Below are 26,721 nucleotides of genomic sequence, written 5' to 3'. Positions count from 1 at the left end.
TCCCCTCTTCATTCTTCTCGCTTTCTTCACTTTTTCTCCATTTTTCTTTTTAACCTATCTTATTGATTTAAAACAATTCCCATCGAACCAACATCAAACACAAATGATTTCTATTATCATTTGTGTTTACAAAAATTCTCACTTTTGTACAATTCCACCGCTTCTTTACTGAAAAGAGTCCTTAAAAGACAAACACATACAATTGTCATGGCCTTTCACATGACGCGCAGTTTGATTCATTTAAATGGAATGATACAAATGACTATACCTCACGTTAAGGCTGTAGCTGCCGCAGTATGCGTCGCCAGTCTCCCATCACTCGGCCATGCCGCTGAACAGGACACCGTCGTCGTCACCGCTACCGGCTTCGAGCAGAAAATTCAGGACGCCCCCGCGTCGATATCTGTTATTACCAAGCAGCAGATTGAAGATAAAGCCTATCGCGATGTCACCGATGCGCTAAAAGATGTCCCTGGCGTCGTTGTCACCGGTGGCGGTAGCAGCAGCGATATCAGTATTCGCGGTATGGCTTCGCAATACACGCTGTTCCTGGTCAATGGTAAACGCATCAGCACACGCGGCACACGACCTAACAGCGATAACTCAGGTATTGAACAAGGCTGGTTGCCGCCGCTGGAATCTATTGAACGCATCGAAGTCATCCGTGGCCCAATGTCATCGCTTTACGGCTCCGATGCGATGGGTGGCGTTATCAACGTCATCACCAAAAAAGTGTCGAATACCAAAGCCTGGACCGGATCCTTACACGGCGATGCCACTTTCCAGGAAGACAGAGATTCCGGTGATATTTACCAGACCAATGCCTATGCGTCCGGGCCGCTGATTGACGGGTTACTCGGCGCGAAGGTGACCGGATTATTCTCTCATCGTGCCGAAGATGAAATCCTCAATGGCTACAATGAACAGCGTATGCGTAACGGGGGTTTAACCCTGAACTTCACGCCGGATGATAAAAACGACATCGACTTCGATTACGCACGTGAACTGCAGGATCGTGACAGTACGCCGGGCAAATCCAAGGCACAAGAAAACTGCCGCAACGGAAGCTGTAAGCCCAACAGTAAAAGCGAAAGCAAGTATGTGCACACCACATATTCACTCACCCATAGCGGCTATTACGACGACTTCAACTCCACCAGCTATGTCCAGCAGGAAGAGACCGACAACCCTGGTCGCCAGATGAAGTCCTACAACACCATCTTTAACAATCAGAACCAGATTTTCCTCGGGACGCACACCCTGACAGTGGGTGGACAGTACCGTTATGAGAAACTGCGCGATAATGGCAACCAGTTGCAAGCTGCTGATGGACTGAACAAACTGACCCGCTGGAGCTGGGCGCTGTTTGCTGAAGACGAATGGGCTATTACCGATACCTTCGCGCTGACCGGCGGTCTGCGTATGGATAAAGATGAAAACTACGGTGACAACTGGACACCGCGCGGTTACGGTGTCTGGCATCTGAGCGATCAGTGGACGTTAAAAGGTGGCGTATCTGCGGGCTATCGCGCTCCGGATCTGCGTCAGTCTTCTGCCAGTTGGGGACAGGTCACCGGCGGCGGTCGTCTGAACGGGATCATTGTTGGCAACCCGGATCTGAAGCCCGAGAAAAGCCTGAGCGAAGAGATCGGTTTACTGTGGGATAACGGCAACGATCTCAACGCGGGCGTGACCCTGTTCAATACCGACTTCAAAAACAAAATTACCGAAGTACGCCGCTGTAACAGCAGTTCTGACCCGGCCTGCACCATCGGTGGCATCCATTATGATTTCGTCAGCGATCGCGTGAACGTCGATAAAGCCAATATGCGCGGCGTAGAATCCACCTTCGGTTGGAAAATCACCTCCGACGTCAACTGGACGGCGAACTACACCTACACGGAATCTGAACAGAAGAGCGGACAGTTCTCCGGCCAGCCATTAAACAAAATGCCAAAGCATATGTTTAACACCACCCTGGACTGGCAGGCCACGCAGGATCTTGGTTTCTGGAGCCGTCTGAATCTGCGCGGGAAAACGTCTGAGTACCTGAGCCGTACCTCTATGGCACAGGGAACGCCATCCTATACGCAGGTCGATGTCGGTTTACGTTACTATGCTACCAGGGACCTGTTGATGACCGCTGGCGTATACAACGTGCTGGATAAGCAAATCGATTATGATACCTACGACACCGTTCTCGATGGTCGTCGTTACACGGTTGGCATGACTTACAGCTTCTAAGTCTGGCGCAATAAAAAAACCCCGGCAAGGTGAATGCCTAATGCCTGTTAGTTAAGCATGTATGGAGAACATTTTATTCCGCTACGGGGTTCCGTTCACCTCAGCGGTATCACTTCTCTGAATCACAGATACCCGTGAACGTGCAAGGGAGGCTCACCGCCGCCTCCCTTGCATCCCAGGCTCCCGGCGGGAAAATCGTCGCTGCGCGATTCATTCGTCTTATGCCGTCTGCCTGTCGGGTCGGGGCCGAGCCTGCGTCCCTGCAGGCCATCCCCTCTGCCCGCATCCCTGCGGGCAGACCCGGTCAGCCGTCAACGCCTCATCGATTTTCAGCCGGACCGGAGTCATCGCTTCAACGCTCTGACTTCCAGTTAAATCTGTTTTGCTGTTCAGACCAAAAAACGCAGATGGTGAGGTGTGGGCTGGTCCGGCTGAAAATTGCCGACGTGTTTCCGTAAGGCCGGGAGAGCCAGCATGGATGCTGGCTCAGGGCGCGCTTTGCAAGGACGCTACCTCGCGCCCGGCCCGGTAGCCTGAAGGAATAAGCGGAGGGTATTGCGCAGCAACAATTTTCCCGCCGGGAGCCGGGATTGTTAAGGGTGCGGCGATAGCACCCTTAACACGTTCACTGGCGTTCAGTGTACAGAGAAGCGATGAACATGAGGTGAACGGAACCCTTTCTCAGAGAGAGCATGTTCATTATCCCGCCAACACATGTTGATGCTTTCTGAAACTGAGATGTTAACTGAACATGGTGAGTGGCGGGGGGGTTATTGTCTGCCGGATGGCAGCATGGAGGGCTTACCCGACCTACACTATCTTACGTAGGTCGGATTAGCACGGTGCCATCAGGTACAAGATTACTTCTTCACGCGTCCAGGGAATTTCATTTCGCTGTAGCGAACGAAATGAGTACCTTTCGTCAGCTTATAACCAAACCAGATAATCAGGAACAGCGGGATACCGATATAGGTTGCCATCACCCCCCCCCAGTCAATGCTGTCCTTCAGGAACGCTTCGTAGTTCTGACCCAGAGTAATGATCAGGCACAGCACGAAGGCAAAGATCGGCCCCAGCGGGAAGAAGCCAGAACGATACGGCAGATCCTTCACATCGTGTCCTTGCAACACATAACCACGACGGAAACGATAATGGCTGATAGCAATCCCTAACCAGGCGATAAAGCCCGTCATCCCGGAAGTATTCAGCAGCCACAGGTATACGGTCTGGTTACCAAACATTGAGGTCAGGAAGCACAGCCCCGCCACCACCGTAGTTGCATACAGTGCATTACGCGGCACACCACCTCGAGACAGTTTGGCGAAAATACGCGGCGCTTTACCGTCACAGGCCAGGGTGTAAAGCATACGCGTAGAAGCATACATTCCGGAGTTACCCGCAGACAGTACCGCCGTCAGGATAACCGCGTTCATTACCGCCGCCGCAGACAGCAGACCCGCGTGCTGGAATACCAGCGTGAACGGGCTAACGCTGATGTCTTTCACATCGTTACGCAGCAGGCTTGGATCGGTGTACGGAATGATCAGGCTGATAATCAAAATCGCGAACACATAGAACAGCAGGATTCGCCAGAACACCTGACGCACCGCGCGTGGAATATTCTTCTCAGGATCTTCCGATTCCCCTGCCGCGATACCGATAAGCTCAGTTCCCTGGAAAGAGAAGCCGACAATCATCGCCACGCCAATCATCGCGGCAAAACCACCGGCAAAAGGCGCATCACCGGTAGTCCAGTTGCTCCAGCCCACCGGCTGAGCACCTTTGAAGATACCGACAATCATCATCACGCCAACCACGATGAAGATAATCACGGTGGTCACTTTGATCAGTGAGAACCAGTACTCCGCTTCGCCAAACCCGCGCACGGAAATGTAGTTCAGCAGGAAGATAACGCCGAGAAACAGTGCACTCCAGATCCAGCCTGGCGTGTCCGGGAACCACCAGCTCATTACCAGTTGCGCGGCCACCAGGTCAACGGCAATTGTCACCGCCCAGTTGTACCAGTAGTTCCAGCCCAGCGCGAAGCCGAAGCCTTCTTCTACATAGTTCTGACCGTAGGTAGAGAACGAACCGGAAACCGGCATATAGGCTGCCAGTTCACCGAGGCTGGTCATCAGAAAATACACCATCAGACCAATCAGAATATACGAGAACAACGCGCCGCCAGGACCCGCAGCAGAAATAGTTGCACCAGATGCAACGAAAAGACCTGTACCGATGGAGCCTCCGATGGCAATCATCGTCAGGTGACGCGCCTTCAGTTCACGACGTAGCGTGGGCGCTTCTGTGGTTTTAGTTTCGGAAACCATGTGAAAATGCTATCCATCCAAAAAATGAGGCGCGATTGTAGCAGACGAAACGGCTTTCTTCCGGCACAAATGCGCTGTTATAAGAGACCTTCATGACTGGCCGCGGATTATAAGTAAAGCAGAAAATGGGCGGAGCATGGCGGTGAAGACGAAACCGCCATTATGCTTAGAGGTGATATTACGGCAGTGAGGGCGTTATTCGCCCTGCGCAACCTGGTCGCTGTAATGTAAAAAGCGCGTAATGGCGTTAGAGAGATGTTTTTGTCGATGATGAACGCGCCAGAGCGTGCGAACTAAACGCGGCAGCGGCACGGGAACTTCACTCAGCGTGCCCGCCTGTAACTGTTCTGCAATGACTCGACGCGACAAACAGCTGATACCGAGCCCATGGCGCACCGCATGCTTAATGGCCTCGGAGTTACCCAACTCCATCGCCATCTGGAATCTCGGCAGATGCGATAGCAACAGGTAATCTACCAGTTCACGCGTACCGGAACCTCGCTCACGTAAGATCCACGGCGAAGCAGCCAGTTGATCCAGCGTCACGGGGCCTTTTGTTAGCGGCGAAGACGGGGCGGCAAACACCACCAGTTCGTCCTCCAGCCATGGTTCAGAGATAATTTCTGTGCTGTGGCACGGCCCTTCGATCAACCCAATATCTACGCGAAAATCCAGGACAGCGTTGATCACATCCTGGCTGTTACCCACGCTCAGCTCCAGGGGTAAATCCGGGAAATCATGGCGATAACGGGCGATCATGGCGGGCAAAATATAGTTGCCGATGGTGCTGCTGGCATAGACGCGAATCGCGCCATTATCCTCACGAAAAAGCTGTTCGATTTCTATCGTTTGCTCAAGTAACGCCAACGCGCGCGGGTAGAGTAAGCGCCCGTGCTCATTGACCACCAACCGCTTGCCAACGCGATCAAACAGCTGTACGCCAAGCTGCCCTTCCAGATCGGTAAGCGCCGCACTCACCGCCGACTGCGACAGTGCCAGCATGACAGATGCCTGGGTTGTCGAGCCGCTTTTCAGTACCTCAGCAAACACTTCAAGTTGTCGCAGGGTGATATGCATAGTCGTTTTCCACCGGATATCCGTTACTTATACCCTAAATAATTCGAGTTGCAGGAAGGCGGCAAGAGAGAGCATCCCCGGGAGCGTACTTAAGTACGTGACTGGGGTGAACGAGCGCAGCCAACGCGCATGCAACTTGAAGTATGACGGGTATACCACTTATATAGATTAATTATAAATATATAATCAATTTTATTTTTAAACCACATCGCCGTACTCTTTTACCCAGATAAAGGAGAAGGATATGACAGAACTCACCTTACAGACTCATCGTCGTACAGCGTGGCATTTTATTCCGGGGCTTGCCCTGAGTGCAGTTATCACTGGGGTCGCCTTGTGGGGGGGATCCATTCCCGCCGTCGCTGGCGCCGGGTTCAGCGCCCTCACCTTAGCCATCTTGTTTGGGATGGTTATCGGCAACACCGTATATCCACAAATCTGGAAAAGCTGCGATGGCGGCGTCCTGTTTGCCAAACAACATTTATTACGCCTGGGGATAATCCTCTACGGTTTCCGCCTTACCTTCGCGCAAATTGCTGACGTCGGCGTCAGCGGTATCGTAATTGATGTGTTAACGCTCAGCAGCACCTTTATGATTGCCTGCTTCCTGGGGCAGAAAGTGTTTGGTCTGGACCGACACACCAGTTGGCTGATTGGCGCGGGGAGCAGCATTTGTGGTGCCGCCGCCGTGCTGGCAACTGAACCAGTGGTGAAAGCGGAAGCCAGTAAAGTGACGGTTGCCGTCGCCACCGTGGTCATCTTCGGTACTATCGCTATCTTCCTGTATCCGGCGATGTATCCGCTGTTGGCGCACTGGTTTAGTCCAGAAACCTACGGCATTTACATTGGCTCCACCATGCATGAGGTTGCGCAGGTTGTTGCCGCCGGACACGCCATTAACCCGGATGCTGAAAACGCCGCGGTGATTGCCAAAATGCTGCGCGTCATGATGCTGGCGCCGTTCCTCATCCTGTTGGCCGCACGAGTAAAACAACTGTCTCCGGCAACAGGTGGTGAGAAGAGCAAAATCACTATTCCATGGTTTGCCATCCTGTTCATTGTGGTGGCGATTTTTAACTCTTTCCACCTGCTGCCGCAGTCGGTAGTGAGTATGCTGGTGACGCTGGATACCGTGCTGCTGGCAATGGCAATGGCCGCACTGGGGCTAACCACTCACGTGAGCGCCCTGAAAAAAGCCGGTGCCAAACCGTTACTAATGGCGCTACTGCTGTTTGTCTGGTTGATTGTGGGTGGTGGTGCGATTAACGTCGCTATCCACGCGCTGATGGCATAAACGATCACGACTCACTTCCCTTAACCCGCTATACTCTCCCCTTTTGAGTATGGCGGGTTTAATTTATGAAATATATTGGAGCGCACGTAAGCGCCGCTGGCGGTCTGGCTAACGCCGCTATTCGGGCCGCAGAAATTGAAGCTACCGCATTCGCCCTGTTCACCAAAAATCAGCGTCAGTGGCGCGCCGCGCCGCTGACCACTGAAATCATTGATGATTTCAAGTCTGCTTGCGAGAAGTATCACTATACTTCCGCCCAGATCCTGCCTCACGACAGCTATCTGATTAACCTCGGTCACCCGGTCAGCGAGGCACTGGAAAAGTCACGCGATGCGTTTATCGATGAAATGCAGCGTTGTGAGCTGCTCGGTTTATCGCTGCTCAACTTTCATCCGGGCAGCCATTTGATGCAGATCCCGGAAGATGAATGTCTGGCGCGTATTGCTGAATCTATCAACATCGCCCTCGCTCAGACCCAGGGGGTTACGGCAGTTATCGAAAATACCGCCGGACAGGGCAGCAATCTCGGATTTAAGTTTGAGCACCTTGCCGCCATTATTGATGGTGTTGAAGATAAATCCCGTGTTGGCGTCTGTATTGATACCTGCCATGCTTTCGCTGCCGGTTACGATTTGCGTTCCGTCGAGGAATGCGAAAAGACGTTTGCGGAATTTGAACGTATTGTCGGTTTCAACTATCTACGCGGAATGCACCTGAACGACGCCAAGAGCACGTTTGGCAGTCGCGTTGACCGTCACCATAGCTTAGGTGAAGGGAATATTGGCCACGACGCTTTCCGTTGGATCATGCAGGATAGTCGTTTTGACGGCATTCCGCTGGTGCTGGAAACGATTAATCCGGATATCTGGGCAGAAGAGATTGCCTGGCTGAAAGCCCAGCAAACAGAACAAACGGTGGCGTAATTATGAACGACAGGGAAAAGCAGATCCTTAAGATCCTGCGTCGCAATCCGTTGATTCAGCAGAATGAAATCGCCGATATTCTGCAGATAAGCCGTTCACGCGTCGCTGCGCATATTATGGATTTGATGCGTAAAGGCATGATCAAAGGTAAAGGTTATATCCTTACCGAACAGGATTATTGCGTGGTTGTCGGGGCTATCAACATGGATATTCGTGGTGTTGCAGACATCCACTATCCTCAGGCTGCTTCTAATCCTGGCAGCATTCACTGCTCGGCAGGCGGCGTAGGACGCAACATCGCCCACAACCTGGCGCTGCTGGGCCGTGACGTTCACTTAATTTCCGCTGTTGGCAGTGATTTCTATGGGGAAACATTGCTGGAACAAACGCGTCAGGCCGGTGTAAACGTTGCAAGTTGCATACGCCTGCATGGGCATAACACCTCAACCTACCTGTCGATCGCTAATCAGCAGGAAGAAACCGTACTGGCAATTAACGATACCCATATCCTGCAGCAATTAACGCCACAGTTGCTGAACGGGTCGCGAGATTTGATCCGCCATTCCGGTGTCGTACTGGCAGATTGCAATCTGACCGCCGAAGCCATTGAGTGGGTCTTTACGATTGCTGATGATATTCCCGTATTCATTGACACCGTTTCAGAGTTCAAAGCGGCAAAAATGAAGACATGGTTTAAGCGTATTCATACGCTTAAACCAACGCAGAAAGAGCTGGCGATTTTGTGGGGCCAACCTATCCATTCAGATGCCGATCGCATACTGGCCGTCAATAGTCTGCATCAGCAAGGTGTAAAACGGATCTTTGTCTGCCTGGAAGATGATTCCGTTTTTTGCAGCGAAAAGGACGGAGAACAGTTTTTACTGACACCTCCCGATCATACGATCGTAGACAGTTTTGGCGCCGATGACGCTTTTATGGCGGGATTGCTGTACAGCTTTCTGGAAGGTAGCGAGTTTCGTGAAAGCGCTCACTTTGCCATGGCCTGCGCGGCATTATCGCGAGCCAGCGTCAGCATCAACAACCCAACCCTCTCGGCAGATAACGCCTTATATTTGCTGCAAACAGCTTAAATGTAATGCCGGATAGCGCCACGCTTATCCGGCATTGCTCTCACTATGCTATACCGATAAAGAAACCCGCTATGGTGGCGCTCATCAGGTTTGACAACGTTGCTGCTGCCAGCGCGCGCATTCCAAGCTGCGCGATTTCCGGAGCTCGCTGTGGCGCTATCGCCGAAAATGCGCCGACAACAACGCCAATCGAACCAAAGTTAGCAAACCCGCACAGCGCAAACGAAATAATCGCAATGGTCTTCACATCCAGTGCCCCGCCAGTTTGCAAATACGGCGAGAAGTTGAGATAGGCGACAAACTCGTTGATTGCCAGCTTTTCTTCACATCCAGTGCCCCGCCAGTTTGCAGATACGGCGAGAAGTTGAGATACGCGACAAACTCGTTGATTGCCAGCTTCTGACCAATCAGGCTACCTGCCAGCGTCGCATCGCTCCAGTCCACGCCCATAATCCACGCCAGCGGGGCTAATACATAGCCAAAGATCCCTTCCAGGGTGGCATGACCAAAACCAAACCAACCGCGCATCGCTCCAGTCCACGCCCATAATCCAAGCCAGCGGTGCAAGTAGCCAGCCGAATATTCCTTCCAGGGTGGCGTGACCAAAACCAAACCAACCACCAATTCCGCCGATAATGCCGTTAATCAGCGCGATAATGGCGACAAATGCCATTACTACCGTCGCCACGCCTGCGGCAATTTTCAGCCCGGTCATCGCCCCGCTCGCCGCTGCTTCGATGATGCTTTTCGGCGGCGTTTCGGTAAATGAAAGGTTCTCAAAGGTGACGCGTGATTCTTCAGTTGCCGGACTCAGCATACGCGCGAACAAAATACCGCCAGGGATTGCCATCAACGATGCCGCCAGCAAATAGTCAATCGGAACGCCCATTCCAGCGTAACCAATCATCATTGAGCCAGCAATCGAGGCCATCCCGCTACAAATAGCGGTAAACAGCTCATTGCGATTCAGCCGGTCCATAAACGGTTTGACGATCGCCGGGATCTCGTTTTGCCCGAGGAAAATCGTCGTTACTGCGACAAATGACTCGATCTTACTGATGTTCAGCGCTTTCTGGAAAATACCGCCGAGGATGCGGATCAACAGCCCCATCACGCCAATGTAGTAGAGCAGGCTGATTAGGGCAGTCACAAAAATGATGGCCGGGAGCACCCGAAAGGCGAAGATAAACCCGGCGCCATCGAACAGCACATCCATTTTTGGCCCGACCAGGGAGCCAAAGATAAATGCGCTTCCCGCGTCACTATACGACATAACCTTGTGGACACCGAGCGCGGCCTGTTCCACCAGCCATTTCCCCGGCGGGAAATAGAGCATAATGCCGCCGATTGCAATTTGCAGTCCCAGCGCAGCTCCGACTGTGCGCAGACTAATACGCTTTTTATTTACTGACAGCAGAAACGCGATAGTCAGTAATACCACCATACCCACAACACTTCTCATTATATCCATAATGAAATTCCCTTCATGCCAGGAAACCCGGCGTTACCGCCAGGTTTTGGTAGGTTTGCTATCCGCGGGCGACCGCATTCTGCCCGGAAAATTTGGTCAGGCGAGGCGTTGATACTCCTTCGCAATTTCACAAGCCAGTACCGCGTTGTTGAACACCAGCTGAATATTTGATTTCAGGCTGTCACCACCGGTCAGCTCCGCAACGCGCGCCAGCAGGAACGGCGTACTCTCTTTGCCCACAACACCCTGCTCTTCCGCTTCTTTTACCGCCCGATCGATTGCCGCATTAATTTTCTCTTCAGCCATCGCAAACTGCTCTGGGATTGGGTTTGCAACAACCAGACCGCCATCGAGACCTGTCTGCCATTTCACCGCCATGGCACGGGCAATCTCTTTTGCGCTGTCCAAACGAATACTGACCTCAAACGGACTGGTTCGGCAGAAAAATGCCGGCAACGCGTTGGTCTGATATCCAATTAACGGCACGCCAAAGGTTTCTAAATATTCGGTCGTTAAACCGAGATCAAGAATAGATTTCGCGCCGGCACAAATTACCGTGACATTGGTATGCGCCAGTTCTTGCAGATCCGCGGAAATATCAAAGGTATGTTCAGCACCACGATGAACACCACCAATCCCGCCCGTTGCAAATACTTTAATTCCAGCCAGGGAGGCAATAATCATGGTTGAGGCAACTGTCGTCGCACCATTTTTTCCTGCAGCAACCACAAATGGTAAATCACGACGACTGACTTTAGTAACGCTATGTCCCTCTCTCCCAAGCAACTCAATTTCATCTTTGCTTAAACCAACTTTCATTACCCCGCCAATAATAGCAATGGTCGCAGGAACTGCCCCATGTTCACGAATAGTTTCTTCGACTTCAATAGCGGTCTGGGCATTCTGCGGAAATGGCATACCATGAGAAATAATGGTTGATTCGAGGGCAACAATCGGTTTTTTACCGTTTAATGCTTCCTGTACTTCTGGAGATATTTGTAATAATTCAGAGGAAAGAGTTAATTCAGACATTCTGTGTTCTCCACGATTGAGATAACATTCGCAACAGACAAATCAGGGTTATTGGTATATTCACAGGCTAACGCCATTGATGAACAACCCTGCGCAAATCGAACCGAATCAATAAAGGGCATGCCGTCTACCCAGCAGGAAGCCAGTCCCGCCATCATCGCATCGCCAGCCCCGGTAACATTAATGACGTGAGTTTTAATCGGCAGCGACCAACCGCAATCCCCCGCAATATCACTGTAATAAACTCCATCACCGCCCATACTGAGCACCAGGCGATTTAAGCCGCGATCGTGAAACCAGGCGGCAACTTTGCCAACATCATCACGCCCGGAAAGCGCAATACCGCTCAGCGTTTCGGCTTCAAGCCGGTTAGGTTTGAGGGTGTGAATTTGTCCAAGCCGCTCACGAATTTTGACGCACTTCCATGCCGATACCGGGTCGACAAACACCGGAACATCTCCGGCATTTTCCAGTACCCATGCCAGGGCATCTTCGCTGATATTGCAATCGGCGACGATAACTTTCGCCTGCCGAATAAAATCATGCTGCTGCGATAAAAAACCCGGTGAAATATGTTCAGTGATACTCATATCATTAATGGCAACCAGCATTTCACCGGTGTTATCAAGCAGAGATAAATAACTCGATGTATTCTCTCCGGGAACGATAAGACACTTATCAACATGTACTCCGGATAGATTAGTTTGCGCCAATAACGATTGACCATAAAAATCATTACCAACCGCAGTCAGTAACCACGAATTTTTACCCAGCAGCGCGAGATTATGTGCAATGTTGCGTCCAACTCCGCCGGGGGTGAATTTTATCTTTCCTGGATTCGAATCCGCATAATTTAGAGAAGCATGCGAATACCCAGCAACATCCATATTGGCAGAGCCAATAGTTACTATGTATTCCTTTTCACGCATAGCACGTCCCCTGGCAATTATCTTGCCACTAATGAGTTCGTTAAGAATAACCACCGCCACACACAAAATTATTAGAGCATATGTTCAATATCGAACACGTGTTTATAGTAAGCAGGTTTTTGACAAAGTAAACCCATCTGCAAGATCTAAAACCAATAGATATGAACAGAATCACAATTTTTTATAGATACAGTTTGTAAGGGAGAGAGGAAATGAGAGGCAGTACACAAATTAAGCAGACTAAAAAGTATAACTCCGGCATAACCGGAGATTTTTCAGATGCGCCTGGCAAGCTGGCGCGTCTCAGGTAAGCGAAACCAGGTCCTCTGGCACATGGTTGTACAAAATACGCCAGAAATGTTCAGCCGTTTTATTCAATCGCGTGTCCATCCGGTAAATATAGGCCTGAATTGGCACCATCAGCTCAGGTGTCTCCAGACGCACCAGACGCTTATCGCGCAGCTCGTTGACAATCGACCACGCTGGTAGCCAGGCGATGCCATGCCCATCCAGCGCCATGTTTTTCAACAACTCACTCATCGAAGACATAAACAACGTACGTGCTGAAATGCCGCCTACTTCCGCCAACTGACGGTTTACCAATCTTCCCATGTAGGATGTGCTGGTATAGTTCAGAATCGGCGCCTGCGGCTGATAGATATCAAACAACGCGTTCCCCTGACCATCGGTGGCACAGACGGGATAAAGCTCAGACTCAAAAACCTTCAAGCCACAGAAAGGTGACTGCATCAAATCTTCATCACGAAACGAGATAATAAAATCACTTTTCCCCTCGCGCAGGGTATTCACCGCTTGCACCACATCAATCGCCTCGACGTGCCAGACAAATTCTTCCCCCCAGGCCGCCATTGAATGCACTAACCGGGGCAACATGGTCAGCGACAAAGAATGCGCTGCCGCGATTTTTATATTGGGTACCCCAAGCAGATTGTGACCACTGAGTTCGTCCAGATTACATTCCAGCTGTTGTAGCAGGCTACGCGTTTGCGAATGGAATAACTTACCCTCCTCCGTGAGTTGTAGCGGTGTCGTCGTGCGATCAAACAGCTGCACCCCCACGGCTGATTCGAGCGCTTTGATCCTCCGGCTAAATGCCGGCTGAGATATATTGCGCTCCTCCGCAGCCTGGGAAAAATGACGGCATGCCTCCAGCGTCAGAAAATCATATAACCATTTTGTCTCAATATTTTTCATACCTGTCACACGGATGTTTAAATATGTTGATGAGCCTAAAAACATCATGCCTGAAGAATTCCAGAGATGATATTGACGATCAGCCCACGATGATTCGTTTTTTGCATCAAACCTTCGTTTTTGACATTAACATGTCAGCGTCACCCTTCAGCCACAACCCTACTCTGCTTGCAGAACTTCAGGCTTGCCACGCTATCCTAACCCCATAGGATGGCGTAAAAAACTACAGTCATGCAGTTTTTGCATTAAGACAAACATTATTGCATTTCTCCTCGCAACGCTCTGCTGTTAAACATTAGGGCAAGACAAAACACAGCCTGAATATTATTTAACGGTGAAATGAGGTATATATCGTGAAAGGTTTAATTGGCGTTCTTGGTGGTATGGGACCTGCTGCAACCGTCGATCTATTTAATAAATTCGTCACATTTACCGCAGCGCAACGCGATCAGGAACATATCCCATTAATTATTTCATCTATTCCTGATATACCAGACCGAACTGACGCATTAATGCGTCATGGTAATTCCCCTCTTCCGGCCATGCGCGATTATATGCATAAACTCGAAGATGCTGGCGCAGAGTGTATTGTGATCCCGTGTAATACCGCCCACTTTTGGTTTAAAGAGTTAAAAGAATCCTGTCATACAGAGTTGCTCAGTATTGTGGAGACAACCCTGAGTGAGGTTAGAAACTGCGGAAAATCGCGCATCGGATTGCTTGCCACCAACGCCACGTTGTACATGGGTCTCTACCAAAAAGGGATAGAATCTCTGGGGTTAACCTGCGTCAGCCCTGATTCCTCCAGCCAGGAAAAAGTAATGGAAAGCATTTATTGCCTGAAAGCTGGCGATGTTAAGCAAGCACAAAAATTAATGAATGAACAGGCTGAAGCACTTTTCTCACGCGGCGCGGAAGTCATCGTTCTGGGATGTACTGAAGTTCCCGTAATCCTTGCTGAAGCTATCAAGAAATCACCAGCCAAATATATTGATTCAACCGGTTCGTTAGTTCGTGCCGGAATCAAGTGGTATGAAAAACGCGTTGGAAAAAGCCACCTGCTGGCGCAATAAAAAAACAACCATTTAATCATCACATTTAATAAAAGCCATTCTTATAGCAAATTATTATCTGGCGGAGGCCATTATGCTTTGGTTGGAAATTATCGTAGTATTGGGCGCAATATTTTTCGGTATCCGCCTCGGCGGAATTGGTATCGGTTTATGCGGTGGGCTGGGGCTGGCTATTTTAACCCTGGGATTTGATCTAAAAATTGGCTCACCGCCTGTGGACGTCATTCTTATTATTATGACGGTGGTTGTGGCGGCATCAGCGCTACAGGCAGCCGGAGGCATGGATTATCTGGTACGCATTGCCGGCAATTTTATGCGTCGTAATCCTAAATATATCAATGTCATTGCACCGATTATCACCTGGTCGATGACCATAATGGCGGGAACAGGTTTCATTGTATTTTCAACCCTGCCGGTGATTGCAGAAGTTGCGAAAGAGTCGGGTATCCGCCCTTCTCGTACGCTCGCTGGTTCCGTAGTGGCATCCCAGGTAGCGATATCCGGCTCGCCGATCAGCGCCGCAATGGCCGCAATGCTGACCATCATGGAAGGTAACGGCATCAGCTTTATCCAGGTTATGGCCGTATGTCTGCCAGCCTCGTTTGTTGCCGCGATGGTTGGCGCATTCATCGCTTCGCGCCAGGGATGTGAGCTTGAAGACGATGAGGTCTATCTGGAACGCCTGCAGAAAGGGCTGGTGCGTAAATACGAAGGGCAAAACAGTATCACGCCGGGTGCAAGGCTTTCCGTCGCCCTGTTTATGCTGGCCACGGTGCTCATCGTTATTCTTGCCGCATTCCCTCAGTTACGTCCGGGGTTTGACGCTGGCAACCCAATGAATACGCGGGATATCATTATTATCTGCATGCTGGCTGCCGCTTGCCTGATGGTGGTGCTGTGCAAAACATCTACAGATGCCATTGTCCTGACGTCCACTTTTCGCGCCGGGATGAGTTCGCTGGCAGTCATTCTCGGTATTGTTACGCTGGGAACCACATTCATTGACGCGCACTTAGCGGAGATTAAGGACATCGCGGGGAATATTCTGCAGGCCTACCCGATGCTGTTGGCTCTGGTGTTATTTGGCACCTGCGCGCTGCTCTATTCGCAGGGGGCCACCACGCCGTTGATTATCCCGCTTGCCGTCGCACTTGGCGTTCCCACCTGGGCTATTCTGGCTTCCTATGTGGCTGTGACCGGCGTATTTGTTCTACCAACGTACCCGACCTCACTGGCGGCGATGGAGTTCGACACCACCGGGACAACGCGCGTAGGTAAGTATGTCTTAAACCACCCGTTTATGTTGCCGGGACTGGGTGGGATAGTCGCTGGCGTTGCTTTTGGTTTCATCATCGCGCCAATGATTGCCTGAGCCGTCTTATTCAGGGGCGCGACAGAGATATCGCCCCTGAATGATTCTCTACTCATCTGCCCCGACTCACCACATCAATACCGTCTTACCTTTATCTATTTGCTTCACATCGCTGCTTTTAATCACGCGGTGATAGCCATAGGCGTCAGCATATTTTGTCAGTCCTGTCTCGGGGTCTTGCTCAGGCTTGCCTTGCGTCTCTATTGTTGAACCTGACGTTGTTGTCATCACCCAGGTAGTTGAACACCCCGTCAGCAGCAGCGTAGCGAGTGACAGAACAGCAAAAATGGGCGCTTTTTTCATATTCGATTTCCGTGACCAGTTTGATTTAAAGGCACTTTATCGAATTTGCTTAAGGCAGGATGGATTATTGTGGCGATGCTGCAACGGTAAGGGTTAATGCATAAAAAAAGGGCAGAGATTTCTCTGCCCTGGATTTCAGTTCTTAATCAGGCCGCCTTTGCCACAACCTCTGCTTCCGGGCGCTTCAGCACCGCGTAGGAGAGACCGGCGACCAGCGTACCGGCAATAATGGCCAGCAGATAGCCAACCACCGGCGTAATTGCGCCAGGGATTAACAGCACAAACAGACCGCCGTGTGGCGCCATCAGCTTCGCACCTACCGCCATGGAGAGAGCACCGGTAATCGCGCCGCCAACGATACAGCAAGGCAGAACGCGCATTGGGTCACGCGCGGCAAATGGGATTGCGCCTTCGGTGATAAAGCACAGACCCAGCACCAGCGCAGCTTTACCGCCCTCCTGCTGGGCTTTGTCGAACTTACGACGTGCAACCAGCGTTGCCAGACCCAGCGCCAGCGGAGGTACCATCCCCGCAGCCATAATGGCAGCCATCGGCGCATAAGTTTGCGTACTCAGCAGACCTACACCGAAAGCATACGCCGCTTTGTTAACCGGGCCGCCCATATCGGTACACATCATGCCGCCAAGAATCGCACCGAGCAGTACCGCATTCGCCGTACCCATGGTTTGCAGCCAGTGGGTCAGACCTTCCAGAATGCCCGCTACCGGTTTACCGATCAGGTAGATCATGGCCAGGCCCACCACCAGGCTTGAAAGCAGTGGAATGATCAGAATCGGTTTCAGCGCTTCCATGCTCTGCGGGAGTTTCAGCCTGGTACTAATGAGCTTCGCCACATAACCGGCAAGAAAACCGGCAATAATCCCGCCAATAAAGCCAGAACCAGTGCTCACTGCCAGCATACCGCCGATAAGACCTGGCGTCAGACCCGGACGGTCAGCAATGGAAAATGCAATATAACCCGCCAGAACCGGCACCATCAACGCAAAGGCTGAACCACCGCCAATCTGCATCAGCGCCGCCGCCAACGTGCCCTGCTCTTTAAACGCTTCAATACCAAAGGCGAATGAGAGCGCAATACACAGACCGCCAGCGACCACCATCGGCAGCATATAAGACACGCCCGTCAGCAGGTGACGATACGCGCCAGCGCTCTCTTTCTTACCTTCGGTTGCCGCAGACTGAGCCTTGCCGGTTGGCTGATACGGCGTAGCTTCTTCCAGCGCTTTGTCCAGCTCCTGCTTCGTTTTCTTCAGCGCCAGGCCAGTAGACGTGCGGTACATTGGTTTTCCGGCAAACTTGGCCAGATCAACTTCAATGTCAGCCGCCACAATCACCAGATCCGCTTGAGCCACCTCTTCCGGGGTAATGGCATTGCCTGCCCCGACCGAGCCACGGGTTTCAACCTTCACCCACCAGCCACGTTTTTTCGCTTCTGTTTCAATAGCTTCAGCAGCCATAAACGTATGGGCAACGCCGGTCGGACACGCCGTCACCGCCACCACACGTTTTGGACCACTGCTGGCCACAGGCGCTGTCGCAACCGGGGCGCTGTAAGGTTTTGCATGGCCTTTCGCTTCGCTGAGGAAGAGTTCAGGATGCGCAACCGCACGACCGATATCGCCGAGCCAGACTTTTTTGCCGTTCAGCGAGCTGTCGGCAGGAAGCGTGTCGCCCAGAACAATCGCCAGTTCTGCATCATTCGGATTATCAATAATTTCCAGATGCGCTTTTTGCGCCGCCGCTCCAAGCAGGGTTTTCGCCATGTAAGCGCGAGCCTGGCCGAGATTAGCGTCAATAATCAGCAGCGTTTTCATTATGCCTCTCCTGCTGTCAGTTAAACGGTTTTAAGTCGACACGCGCCATCATTGCGGCCAACTGAGGACGATCGGTAATGCCCACGTTACTTTGGCTTACCGCCAGGGCGGCAACAGCCGTCGCCAGACGCAGGGTATGTTCGCTGGACTCACGCATCAGCAGGCCGTAAATCAGACCGCCAACCATTGAATCACCTGCGCCTACGGTGCTTACCACCTCAACTGACGGCGGTTTAGCAATCCACTCACCCGAAGCGTTAACCCACAGCGCGCCTTCCGCACCGAGTGAAATCACCACATGAGCAATACCCTGCTCGCGCAGCGCATGCGCCGCATCAATCACATCTTTCATTTCAGGCAGTTTACGACCCGCCCAGATTTCCAGTTCACGACGGTTTGGCTTCACCAGCCACGGCGCCGCCTTCAGACCTGCCACCAACGCTTCACGACTACTATCAAAGATAATGCACGGACACTGACTGCGCAGACGCGTCATCCAGTCGGTGAAAGCTTCCGGGCTCACGCCGGTCGGCAAACTACCGCTAACGCACACCATGTCGAACTGGCCCAGCCAGCTCAGCGAATCGTTCACAAAGCGTTCCCAGTCAGCAGGGGTAACTTCAAAGCCGGAGAAATTGAAGTCGGTGACTTCACCGTCTTTTTCGGTCAGCTTGACGTTGATACGGGTACGCCCTTGTACAACCTGAAAACGGTTGGCAATGCCCAGCTCGCTGAACAACTGCTGAAAACCATCCTGGTTGTCTTTACCCAGGAAACCGCCCACCGTGACATCGATACCTAAATCTTTCAGGACTTTAGCGACATTAATCCCTTTCCCCGCCGCATGCAGGCCGGTGGTTTTCACCAGATTCACTTCGCCGCGTTCAATTTCAGGGCAGAAACCCACCAGGTCGTAGGCCGGGTTAAGGGTGATAGTAGCAACACGTCTGCTCATTACGCGCCCTCCCCAAGACCTGCCGCGATGGCTTCGCCAATCGCTTTCAGCGCCTGTTCAGCATCCTCGCCCTGGGCGGTAAAGCGCAGGTGATGTCCTTTTTTCACGCCTAATGCCACAACTTTCATCAGACTGCGTCCATTTGCCGGTTTGCCGGTTCCATCGAGATTTGTCACGGTAATTTCACTGTTAAATTGTTTAATCGTATTCACCAGCATGGTGCCCGGACGGGCGTGTAAACCATGCTCATTGCGCACAACAAATTCGGCGCTCAGTACATCATCAGTTAAGGCGTCATCGCTGGTCAGCAGCGCCAGTACCATTGCCGCATCCGCTTTCAACAAACGGTCAGCTTTATTGTTCAGCAGCAGATCGCCAAGGCGTTTCAGCACTGCAACCGGTTGATCGTCATTCATCGCGACAGTCACCAGCAGGGCTGCCACTTCCCCCTGGACATCAAACGCCGTTTCTGCCCGACTGACCGCAACGGCACTGCGCACGTTGCCTTCAGCACAGTCATTCAGCCAGATACCCTGACCGAGATTCATCGGCTGCTCATTGATGGCTCTGGCGACAAATGCGGCATCAACCGCGCCGACCTCTTTCAGCCGCGCGGCGTTGAGCGCCTGCAGCGTAACCAGCGAGCTGGCAACGACGTCCAGCGACAGCGTTTCGTTATCAAGCTTTAATTGTTCGCTCTGCTTTTCGCCCATCAGCAACGCGCGTAGCTCTTCCGCCGTGGTCGCTGATTTCAGCTGTTCAGCAACGGAGTCATCACTCAACACATGCGTCAGCTGACGCAGTAAACCGAGGTGCTCATCAGAGCTGGCGGCAATACCTATCGCCACATACGCGACCTGCCCTTCGCCCCAGGTCACGCCCTGCGGGAACTGAAACACCTGCACACCGGTTTTCAGCACCCGATCGCGCGTGTCCGTCGTCCCGTGAGGAATAGCAATACCGTTGCCAAGAAACGTGGACGTTTGTTGTTCACGCGCCAGCATGCCATCGATGTAGCCTTCCGCAACGTTACCCGCCTGCACTAAGGCCGCGGCAACCTGGCGAATAGCCTCTTCTTTATTCCCGGCCTGTTCGCCCGGGTGAATATCCTGAACAGATAACTGGAACATGGTTCTCCTCTCCCGCTGAATTGAAACGATTCAGCCAACATGAGAAAAAAGGCGTCACCTGACTCCATCAGTTATGGCAAGATGACGCTGAAACGTTTCAAGAAGTCTTGATCTTTTTTCTTCAGCACACAAGTAAAGTTGACAAATTACTTGCTGAATTTAGAGATAACGCACATTTTCTCCTCGGGAGAGATAAAATTGCTGAAGCAAAAATGGCGTCAGCGTGACTGATTCAGCAACATCAGCAAACAGCATTCTTTGACTGAAATGCTATTTTGATTTTTGATGCCGATTTTGATTTGGCTACCTGTTTATTTTCTGGCAAGCAGCGTAAACTCCGCGTCTCTTCACATCATTGATATCAAAACATGCATAACACCCCCGTAGCCGCCACACCTAAGGCGTTCGATTTAACGTCTGCGGCGTTCCTGCTTGTCGCATTTCTGACGGGTATCGCCGGCGCTTTGCAGACACCAACGCTGAGTCTTTTTCTGACCGATGAAGTCCATGCCCGTCCCGGTATGGTCGGGTTCTTTTTTACCGGCAGCGCCGTAATCGGTATCCTGGTGAGTCAGTTTCTGGCCGGGCGATCGGATAAAAAAGGCGATCGCAAAAACCTGATTGTCTTCTGTTGTGTGCTGGGCATGCTGGCCTGCGTGCTGTTTGCCTGGAACCGCAACTATTTTATTTTGCTGTTTGTCGGCGTCTTCCTCAGCAGCTTTGGTTCGACCGCCAACCCGCAAATGTTTGCTCTCGCCCGCGAGCATGCCGACCGTACAGGCCGGGAAGCGGTCATGTTCAGCTCAATTTTACGTGCGCAGGTATCGCTGGCCTGGGTAATTGGCCCGCCGCTGGCCTACGCACTGGCAATGGGATTTAGCTTCACGGTGATGTACCTCAGCGCGGCGGTTGCTTTTATTGTCTGCGGCGCAATGGTTTGGCTGTTCTTACCGTCGATGAGTAAAAATGTGCCTCTCGCCACTGGCGTGGTGGAGGCGCCACGGCGCAATCGTCGTGACACGCTGCTCCTTTTTGTTATCTGCACATTAATGTGGGGGACCAATAGCCTCTATATCATTAATATGCCGCTGTTTATTATCAATGAACTGCATTTGCCGGAAAAACTGGCGGGTATCATGATGGGAACCGCTGCCGGGCTGGAAATCCCGACCATGTTGATTGCCGGATACTTTGCGAAGCGTCTGGGCAAGCGACTGTTGATGCGAATTGCCGTCGTCGCCGGCTTTTTCTTTTATGCTGGTATGCTGTTGGCCCACTCTCCGGCGGTATTGCTTGGTTTACAGCTACTGAACGCGATTTATATCGGCATCCTCGGCGGGATTGGCATGCTCTATTTCCAGGATTTGATGCCAGGACAAGCAGGTTCAGCCACGACCCTTTATACGAATACCATTCGCGTAGGCTGGATTATTGCCGGATCGTTGGCCGGTATTGCCGCTGAAATCTGGAATTATCACGCGGTGTTCTGGTTTGCGCTGGTGATGATCGTCGCCACCATCGTGTGCCTTGCGCGCATCAAAGATGTTTAAGGCGCGGTCAGCGATTCAAGCTCAATAAGATACAGCATGGCCTGGTGCGTCGTCTGTCCGCACATTTCCGCACTGGGCTGTAAACCAGCGCACACTTTTGGCCGCAGCGGCGAAGCGAAAATTTTACAGCGCAATGATTCATCCAACTGAATGCATGGTGTATTAGCGGGCTTGCCATCAGGCATACCGGGGATGGGACTGGAGATTGAAGGCGCGGTGCAGCATGCACCACAATCCGGACGGCATTCCATACAGTATTCTCTTTATCGTGAACCATCGGATTGGGCGAGAAGCGCACAGTACCACCTTTTTTGCACCAGCAAAAGCATCAATTCCACTTGCCTGAATGCCCCGGCGCGAGTAGTTTTACGCGATATTTTAGACACTCCTCACTACAGGATTTTTTCGATGCCAAGAGCGAACGAAATTAAAAAAGGTATGGTACTGAACTACAACGGCAAGCTGCTGATTGTAAAAGATATTGATATTCAATCGCCAACCGCACGTGGCGCCGCCACGCTGTACAAAATGCGTTTTTCTGATGTCCGTACCGGCCTGAAAGTTGAAGAGCGTTTCAAGGGCGATGATATCGTTGATACTGTCACCCTGAGCCGTCGTGGCGTTGATTTTTCCTACGTCGATGGCAATGAATATGTCTTTATGGATAAAGAAGACTATACCCCGTATACCTTCACCAAAGACCAGATTGAAGAAGAACTGTTGTTCATGCCGGAAGGCGGAATGCCGGACATGCAGGTTCTGACCTGGGACGGCCAACTGCTGGCGCTGGAACTGCCGCAAACGGTAGACCTGGAGATTGTTGAAACAGCGCCGGGCATTAAAGGGGCATCAGCAAGTGCGCGTAACAAACCTGCGACCCTGACTACCGGTCTGGTGATCCTGGTTCCTGAGTATCTGAGTGCGGGCGAAAAAATCCGTATTCATATCGAAGAACGTCGCTACATGGGCCGGGCAGACTAATTTTCTGCTCCTCATTGACGAAAAGGGACAGCGCAGGCTGTAAGGCTTGTTAGTTTACAAAGATGAATGATCGTAACGATATCTGAGAGTGGAACAATCGGAGGTATTGAATCTTTTACCTCCGGCGTATTGTGACGTTCACCCTATGTTTATCACTTCTCTGAAACGATACTGTCTGTGAACGTGTTAAGGGTACTATCGCCGTACCCTTAACAATCCCGGCTCCCGGCGGGAAAATTGCCACTTCGTGGTTCCCTCCGCTCATTCCTCCAGGCTTCCGGGCCGGGCGCGATGTAACGTCCCTGTAAAGCGCGCCCTGAACCCGCATCCCTGCGGGTTCTCCCGGCCTTACGGAAACACGTCGGCAATTTTCAGCCGGACCAGTCTACACCTGACCATTTGCGTTTTTTGTTTAAACAGCAAAACAGATTTAACTGGAAGTCAGAGCGTTGAAGCGATGACTCCGGTCCGGCTGAAAATCGATGAGGCGTTGACGGTTGACCGGGTCTGCCCGCAGGGAGGCGGGCAGAGGGGACGGCCTGCATGGACGCAGGCTCGACCCCGACCCGACAGGCAGACGGCATAAGACGAATAACTCGCGCAGCGACGATTTTCCCGCCGGGAGCCTGGGATGCAAGGGAGGCGGCGGTGAGCCTCCCTTGCACGTTCACGGGTATCTGCGCTTCAGAGAAATGACTCCGCTGAGGTGAACGGAACCCTGTGCTGCAATAAAATATTCTCCATAATGCTTAACTGACTGGCATTACAGCACCAGCTGTCCCTTTTCATTTTCAGCGCTGGCTACTGAGATAAAAATCATCCATTAACAGCGATTCCAGATACTGTTCATCCTCGCGCATAAAACTCACTATCAGGTTGACTGCCTGCGGGTAAAACCCCTGTTCATCTCGCGCCAGGCAGGCATCGCGTAGCAATGGCGCCCAGCACATCATATGGTGATGCAAAAAGTAATACTGTGCAGATACCGCCTCCTCTTTAGCAACCATCTTCGCCATCAATGCCAGTTGAATGGCGATATGATCGGATGGCTCATTTTCCCGCGCGGCCAGACCGTGTTCGATCAGCAGCACATTCATTTGCTGACGTTCTGCTGACGCGGTCGTATGCGGATAGTGCCCGGCATAGGGAGAAACTCCGCCAGGCGGTGCCAGCAGAAACAGCGAGGCAAAATCCGCGGCGAGTTCCAGCTGTCGGGAATCACGACGCAAAACCCGGGTCAGGCTACGCTCAAAATGCTTAACCTTGCCAGACAATCCAGGAATCACCGCCAGTGAAATAATCCACGCCCGATTATCGCCGTTTTCAAGGCTGGCAAGTTGCTTTTCGTCCAGCTCACGGAACAGCAATTGCGAGAACCACTGGTACATGTCCGCCCGCTGCTGATGTATTTGGTTATGCTGCACTTCCCCCCTCCTCTTTTACTGTCTCCGGGCCACCGAATGCCGTTACCTGTGGGGCTTTCTGCTGATAACGTTCGACCTCCACCAGCACGGTATGCGCTGAAGGGCCTTGTGCCAGCTGTGAAGTACTAATATCGGCGCTCAGGACATTCGGGTCGCCATAGGTGCATAACGTCCCGGCTTTTCCACCTTCCTGCGGGGAATACCACGCCCCTTCATGAATGCGGATTACGCCTGGAGTGAAATCAGGGCTAATCACCACCCCAGCCAGCACCTGACCGCGGTCGTTGAAGACGCGTGCAATATCACCTGCTTTCAGGCCACGGGCGGCGGCATCCTGCGCGCTGATATAAAGCGGTTCTCTTCCGGCAACCGCATAGGTGTTGCGAAACGCCTCGCTTGAGCACAGCTGAGAGTGCAGACGTTTATCCGGATGGCAGGATTGCAGATGCAGCGGGTATTTATTTTTTTTAGCGGAATGATTACGTTCAAACGGTTCCATCCATACCGGATGACCCGGACAATCCTCGTAGGCAAAGCCAGCAATGGTTTTACTGTAGATTTCAATCAGACCTGAAGGCGTTCCCAGAGGATTGAGGTCTGGCTGGTCGCGAAACTCACCGTGACGCACCCACGGCTGTCCGGCCGGATATTCAATATATCCTTCACCCTGCCAGAATGTCGCAAAGTCTGGTAAAGAGACGCCGAGCGACGCACCCATCTTCACGCCTTCGTCATAGAGCGCTTGTATCCACTGCATTTCGTCACGGTTCTCGCGGTACACCGCTTCTTTGTCAAAGCGCTTACATAATCCGGCAAAAACGTCAAAATCATGCCGGGCTTCATATTGCGGTTTAACGATCTGATGCAGCGCCATCAGCCCTTTATTCGAATGCGTACCAAACTGTTCAATATCGTTGCGTTCAAAACGGGTAGTCACGGGCAGGACGATATCGGCAAATCGACACGACGCGGTCCATTGATGATCCAATACCACCACGGTTTCCAGCTTCTTCCACGCCTCGATCATGCGATTACGATCCTGCTGCGCATGGAATGGATTCGCCGCGCTGTAGATCGCCATTTTGATATCAGGCCAGGTTAACGTTTCGCCGTTAAAGGCAACCTTTTTGCCCGGCTCAAGCAGACAGTCAACGATGCGTGAGGTGGGGATATGCTCCGATGCGCCGCGAAAATCCGCTTTATACTTCGCCGGTGGAGGATTCGCGATCCCTCCCAGCCCGGAGAGTACAGGTCCGGCGGATGTCACCGTACCACCGCCGTTGTAATGCCAGCCAAACCCTACGCCCCCGCCCGGCAAGCCAATTTGCCCAACCATACTGGCCAGCACCACCAGCATCCAGGGATACTGTTCGCCATGATGCATGCGTTGTACGCACCAACCGCCCATAAATTGGGTCCGGCCTTTGACCAGCAGGCGGGCGAAATCACGGATCTGCTCCGCCGTCAGGCCACAGATTTCCGCTGCCCATTCGGCATTTTTCGGCTGCTTATCACTCTCCCCAAGCAGATACGGTAAAAACTGCTCAAAACCGACGGTGTAATCGTTGATAAACGCCGTGTCATACAGTTTTTCTTCATACAGCGTATGAGCGAGTGCCAACATTAGCGCGACATCGGTTTGAGGCCGAAGCGCCAGTTGTTCGCAGCCAAGATAGTTTTGCGATTTGCTACGCACTGGATCGACGCTGATAACACGCATTTTACCCTGCGCAACCGCCTCTTTAATTTGTTGCCAATAGCCAAACGCATCGTGATCGGGGACCAGGAACTCGATCTGCAGGTTCTTGATCGGATCGCAACCCCACAGCACGATGGTGTTACTGTTCTGGATAACCAGGGGCAGCGACGTTTGCTGCTCATAAACTTCCAGCGAACCAATCACATGCGGCAAGATAACCTGCGCCGCGGCCGCAGAGTAGTCGCCGACGGTCGTCACATAGCTACCATGCAGGCCAAGTCCTCTGTCCATCGCCCCGCCCGCTTTATGGTATTTTCCCACCATTTGCCAGTCGGCCAGCCCGGTAAATACCCCCGATGAGCCGTAGGTTTTTTGTACCCGTTCCAGCTCTTCGTAAAACAGATCCAGCGCCTGATCCCAGCTTACCCGCACAAAACGATTATCTCCGCGCTGGCTGCGATCCGATTTCTCACGCTTGCGTAACCAGTCCAGACGAACCATTGGATAACGCACCCGCGACGGGTTATAGACCACTTCACGCACCGCGTTCAGCATATCGCAAGGGTATTTGTCATGTTTGAAAGGCCGGGTTTCCAGCCACTCGCCGTTGACCACTTTGGCTTCAAAAGCGCCATAATGCGAACCGGATTGAATCCACTTTTCGGGGTTTTCTCCCGCCGCCCATACTTTTGAGATCAGCGGATTCGGTGCCAGAGCACTGGCTGCGCCCACCGCCAACATACCGCTCAGAAAACGGCGGCGAGACGGGTTAAAATCATGAATATCCATACAT

General features: G+C 52.0%; 20 protein-coding genes and 1 pseudogene. 8 read left to right on the top strand and 13 right to left on the bottom strand.

Annotated elements, in window-relative coordinates; genetic code table 11:
* Positions 1-258: 258 nt before the first annotated feature.
* A complete protein-coding gene (locus FDX11_RS03185) occupies positions 259-2,244 on the top strand; it encodes a ligand-gated channel protein (RefSeq protein ID WP_137397477.1) in 1,986 nt (661 codons plus the stop codon).
* An 860-nt stretch (positions 2,245-3,104) separates the two neighbouring features.
* Here the strand turns inward: FDX11_RS03185 and lysP are convergent.
* Together lysP and yieE are read right to left on the bottom strand one after the other, a co-directional pair.
* The gene (gene lysP, locus FDX11_RS03170; RefSeq protein WP_042307301.1) at positions 3,105-4,574 is read right to left on the bottom strand and encodes a lysine-specific permease; all 1,470 of its coding nucleotides are present in this window, start codon (positions 4,572-4,574) and stop codon (positions 3,105-3,107) included.
* Positions 4,575-4,769: 195 nt separating this feature from the next.
* Positions 4,770-5,651, bottom strand: coding sequence for a DNA-binding transcriptional regulator YeiE (yieE, locus tag FDX11_RS03165; protein ID WP_079223428.1), 882 nt, complete (start codon positions 5,649-5,651; stop codon positions 4,770-4,772).
* A 244-nt stretch (positions 5,652-5,895) separates the two neighbouring features.
* Between yieE and FDX11_RS03160 the strand changes: the two genes are divergently transcribed.
* From FDX11_RS03160 to FDX11_RS03150, 3 genes are all read left to right on the top strand, one after another.
* Positions 5,896-6,945 carry a YeiH family protein gene (locus FDX11_RS03160; RefSeq protein ID WP_042307297.1) on the top strand — a complete coding sequence of 350 codons (1,050 nt, stop codon included), beginning with the start codon at positions 5,896-5,898 and terminating at the stop codon, positions 6,943-6,945.
* A 65-nt stretch (positions 6,946-7,010) separates the two neighbouring features.
* Positions 7,011-7,868 carry a deoxyribonuclease IV gene (gene nfo / locus FDX11_RS03155; RefSeq protein ID WP_137397475.1) on the top strand — a complete coding sequence of 286 codons (858 nt, stop codon included), beginning with the start codon at positions 7,011-7,013 and terminating at the stop codon, positions 7,866-7,868.
* 2 nt (positions 7,869-7,870) lie between these two features.
* Positions 7,871-8,959, top strand: a complete 1,089-nt coding sequence (locus tag FDX11_RS03150) for a sugar kinase (RefSeq protein WP_061382074.1) — start codon at positions 7,871-7,873, stop codon at positions 8,957-8,959.
* A 43-nt stretch (positions 8,960-9,002) separates the two neighbouring features.
* Here the strand turns inward: FDX11_RS03150 and FDX11_RS03145 are convergent.
* The 4 genes and pseudogenes from FDX11_RS03145 to hypT form a co-directional block, all read right to left on the bottom strand.
* Positions 9,003-10,430 (bottom strand): annotated as a pseudogene (locus FDX11_RS03145) (NupC/NupG family nucleoside CNT transporter).
* 96 nt (positions 10,431-10,526) lie between these two features.
* Positions 10,527-11,462: a pseudouridine-5'-phosphate glycosidase gene (locus tag FDX11_RS03140; protein WP_079223423.1), complete on the bottom strand. Its 936-nt coding sequence runs from the start codon at positions 11,460-11,462 to the stop codon at positions 10,527-10,529.
* Complete coding sequence (locus FDX11_RS03135; protein WP_042307288.1) at positions 11,450-12,391, bottom strand: pseudouridine kinase; 942 nt, start codon at positions 12,389-12,391, stop codon at positions 11,450-11,452. Before FDX11_RS03135 ends, FDX11_RS03140 begins: the two co-directional genes overlap by 13 nt.
* A 303-nt stretch (positions 12,392-12,694) precedes the next feature.
* Complete coding sequence (gene hypT, locus FDX11_RS03130) at positions 12,695-13,606, bottom strand: hypochlorite stress DNA-binding transcriptional regulator HypT (RefSeq protein WP_137397474.1); 912 nt, start codon at positions 13,604-13,606, stop codon at positions 12,695-12,697.
* A gap of 353 nt (positions 13,607-13,959) precedes the next feature.
* Between hypT and FDX11_RS03125 the strand changes: the two genes are divergently transcribed.
* Together FDX11_RS03125 and FDX11_RS03120 are read left to right on the top strand one after the other, a co-directional pair.
* Positions 13,960-14,679 (top strand): aspartate/glutamate racemase family protein, encoded by a 720-nt coding sequence (locus FDX11_RS03125; RefSeq protein ID WP_042307286.1) that lies wholly within the window; start codon positions 13,960-13,962, stop codon positions 14,677-14,679.
* Between the two features lie 73 nt (positions 14,680-14,752).
* Complete coding sequence (locus tag FDX11_RS03120) at positions 14,753-16,051, top strand: anaerobic C4-dicarboxylate transporter (protein ID WP_079223422.1); 1,299 nt, start codon at positions 14,753-14,755, stop codon at positions 16,049-16,051.
* Positions 16,052-16,117: 66 nt separating this feature from the next.
* Here FDX11_RS03120 and FDX11_RS03115 read toward each other — a convergent pair whose 3' ends face one another.
* The 4 genes from FDX11_RS03115 to fruB all read right to left on the bottom strand — a co-directional run bounded on the left by FDX11_RS03115 (position 16,118) and on the right by fruB (position 20,274).
* Positions 16,118-16,354 carry a YgdI/YgdR family lipoprotein gene (locus FDX11_RS03115; protein ID WP_042307282.1) on the bottom strand — a complete coding sequence of 79 codons (237 nt, stop codon included), beginning with the start codon at positions 16,352-16,354 and terminating at the stop codon, positions 16,118-16,120.
* A gap of 146 nt (positions 16,355-16,500) precedes the next feature.
* Positions 16,501-18,189: a PTS fructose transporter subunit IIBC gene (gene fruA, locus FDX11_RS03110; RefSeq protein WP_137350017.1), complete on the bottom strand. Its 1,689-nt coding sequence runs from the start codon at positions 18,187-18,189 to the stop codon at positions 16,501-16,503.
* A gap of 16 nt (positions 18,190-18,205) precedes the next feature.
* Positions 18,206-19,144 (bottom strand): 1-phosphofructokinase, encoded by a 939-nt coding sequence (gene fruK / locus FDX11_RS03105; RefSeq protein ID WP_006683781.1) that lies wholly within the window; start codon positions 19,142-19,144, stop codon positions 18,206-18,208.
* Entirely contained in the window at positions 19,144-20,274 is a 1,131-nt protein-coding gene (gene fruB / locus FDX11_RS03100; RefSeq protein WP_137397473.1) for a fused PTS fructose transporter subunit IIA/HPr protein, read from the bottom strand. The genes fruK and fruB overlap by 1 nt, the downstream gene beginning before the upstream one ends.
* Positions 20,275-20,642: 368 nt before the next feature.
* On the opposite strand from fruB, the gene setB reads away from it, so the two are divergent.
* Positions 20,643-21,824: a sugar efflux transporter SetB gene (gene setB / locus FDX11_RS03090; protein WP_038642028.1), complete on the top strand. Its 1,182-nt coding sequence runs from the start codon at positions 20,643-20,645 to the stop codon at positions 21,822-21,824.
* Here setB and FDX11_RS03085 read toward each other — a convergent pair.
* A complete protein-coding gene (locus FDX11_RS03085) occupies positions 21,821-22,075 on the bottom strand; it encodes a YkgJ family cysteine cluster protein (protein ID WP_042307277.1) in 255 nt (84 codons plus the stop codon). The genes setB and FDX11_RS03085 overlap by 4 nt on opposite strands.
* A gap of 157 nt (positions 22,076-22,232) precedes the next feature.
* On the opposite strand from FDX11_RS03085, the gene yeiP reads away from it, so the two are divergent.
* On the top strand, positions 22,233-22,805 hold the full coding sequence (gene yeiP, locus FDX11_RS03080) for an elongation factor P-like protein YeiP (protein ID WP_038642029.1): 573 nt from the start codon (positions 22,233-22,235) through the stop codon (positions 22,803-22,805).
* 791 nt (positions 22,806-23,596) lie between these two features.
* On the opposite strand, the gene torD is transcribed toward yeiP, so the two are convergent.
* Together torD and torA are read right to left on the bottom strand one after the other, a co-directional pair.
* The gene (torD, locus tag FDX11_RS03070; RefSeq protein WP_042307276.1) at positions 23,597-24,229 is read right to left on the bottom strand and encodes a molecular chaperone TorD; all 633 of its coding nucleotides are present in this window, start codon (positions 24,227-24,229) and stop codon (positions 23,597-23,599) included.
* Complete coding sequence (torA, locus tag FDX11_RS03065; RefSeq protein WP_137397472.1) at positions 24,219-26,717, bottom strand: trimethylamine-N-oxide reductase TorA; 2,499 nt, start codon at positions 26,715-26,717, stop codon at positions 24,219-24,221. Before torA ends, torD begins: the two co-directional genes overlap by 11 nt.
* Between the last annotated feature and the right edge of the window lie 4 nt (positions 26,718-26,721).

Source organism: Citrobacter sp. wls714, from assembly GCF_005281025.1.
Lineage (GTDB): Bacteria > Pseudomonadota > Gammaproteobacteria > Enterobacterales > Enterobacteriaceae > Citrobacter > Citrobacter werkmanii.
The sequence above is the reverse complement of the archived record's forward strand: the minus strand, read 5'-3'. Positions and strand labels throughout refer to the sequence as shown.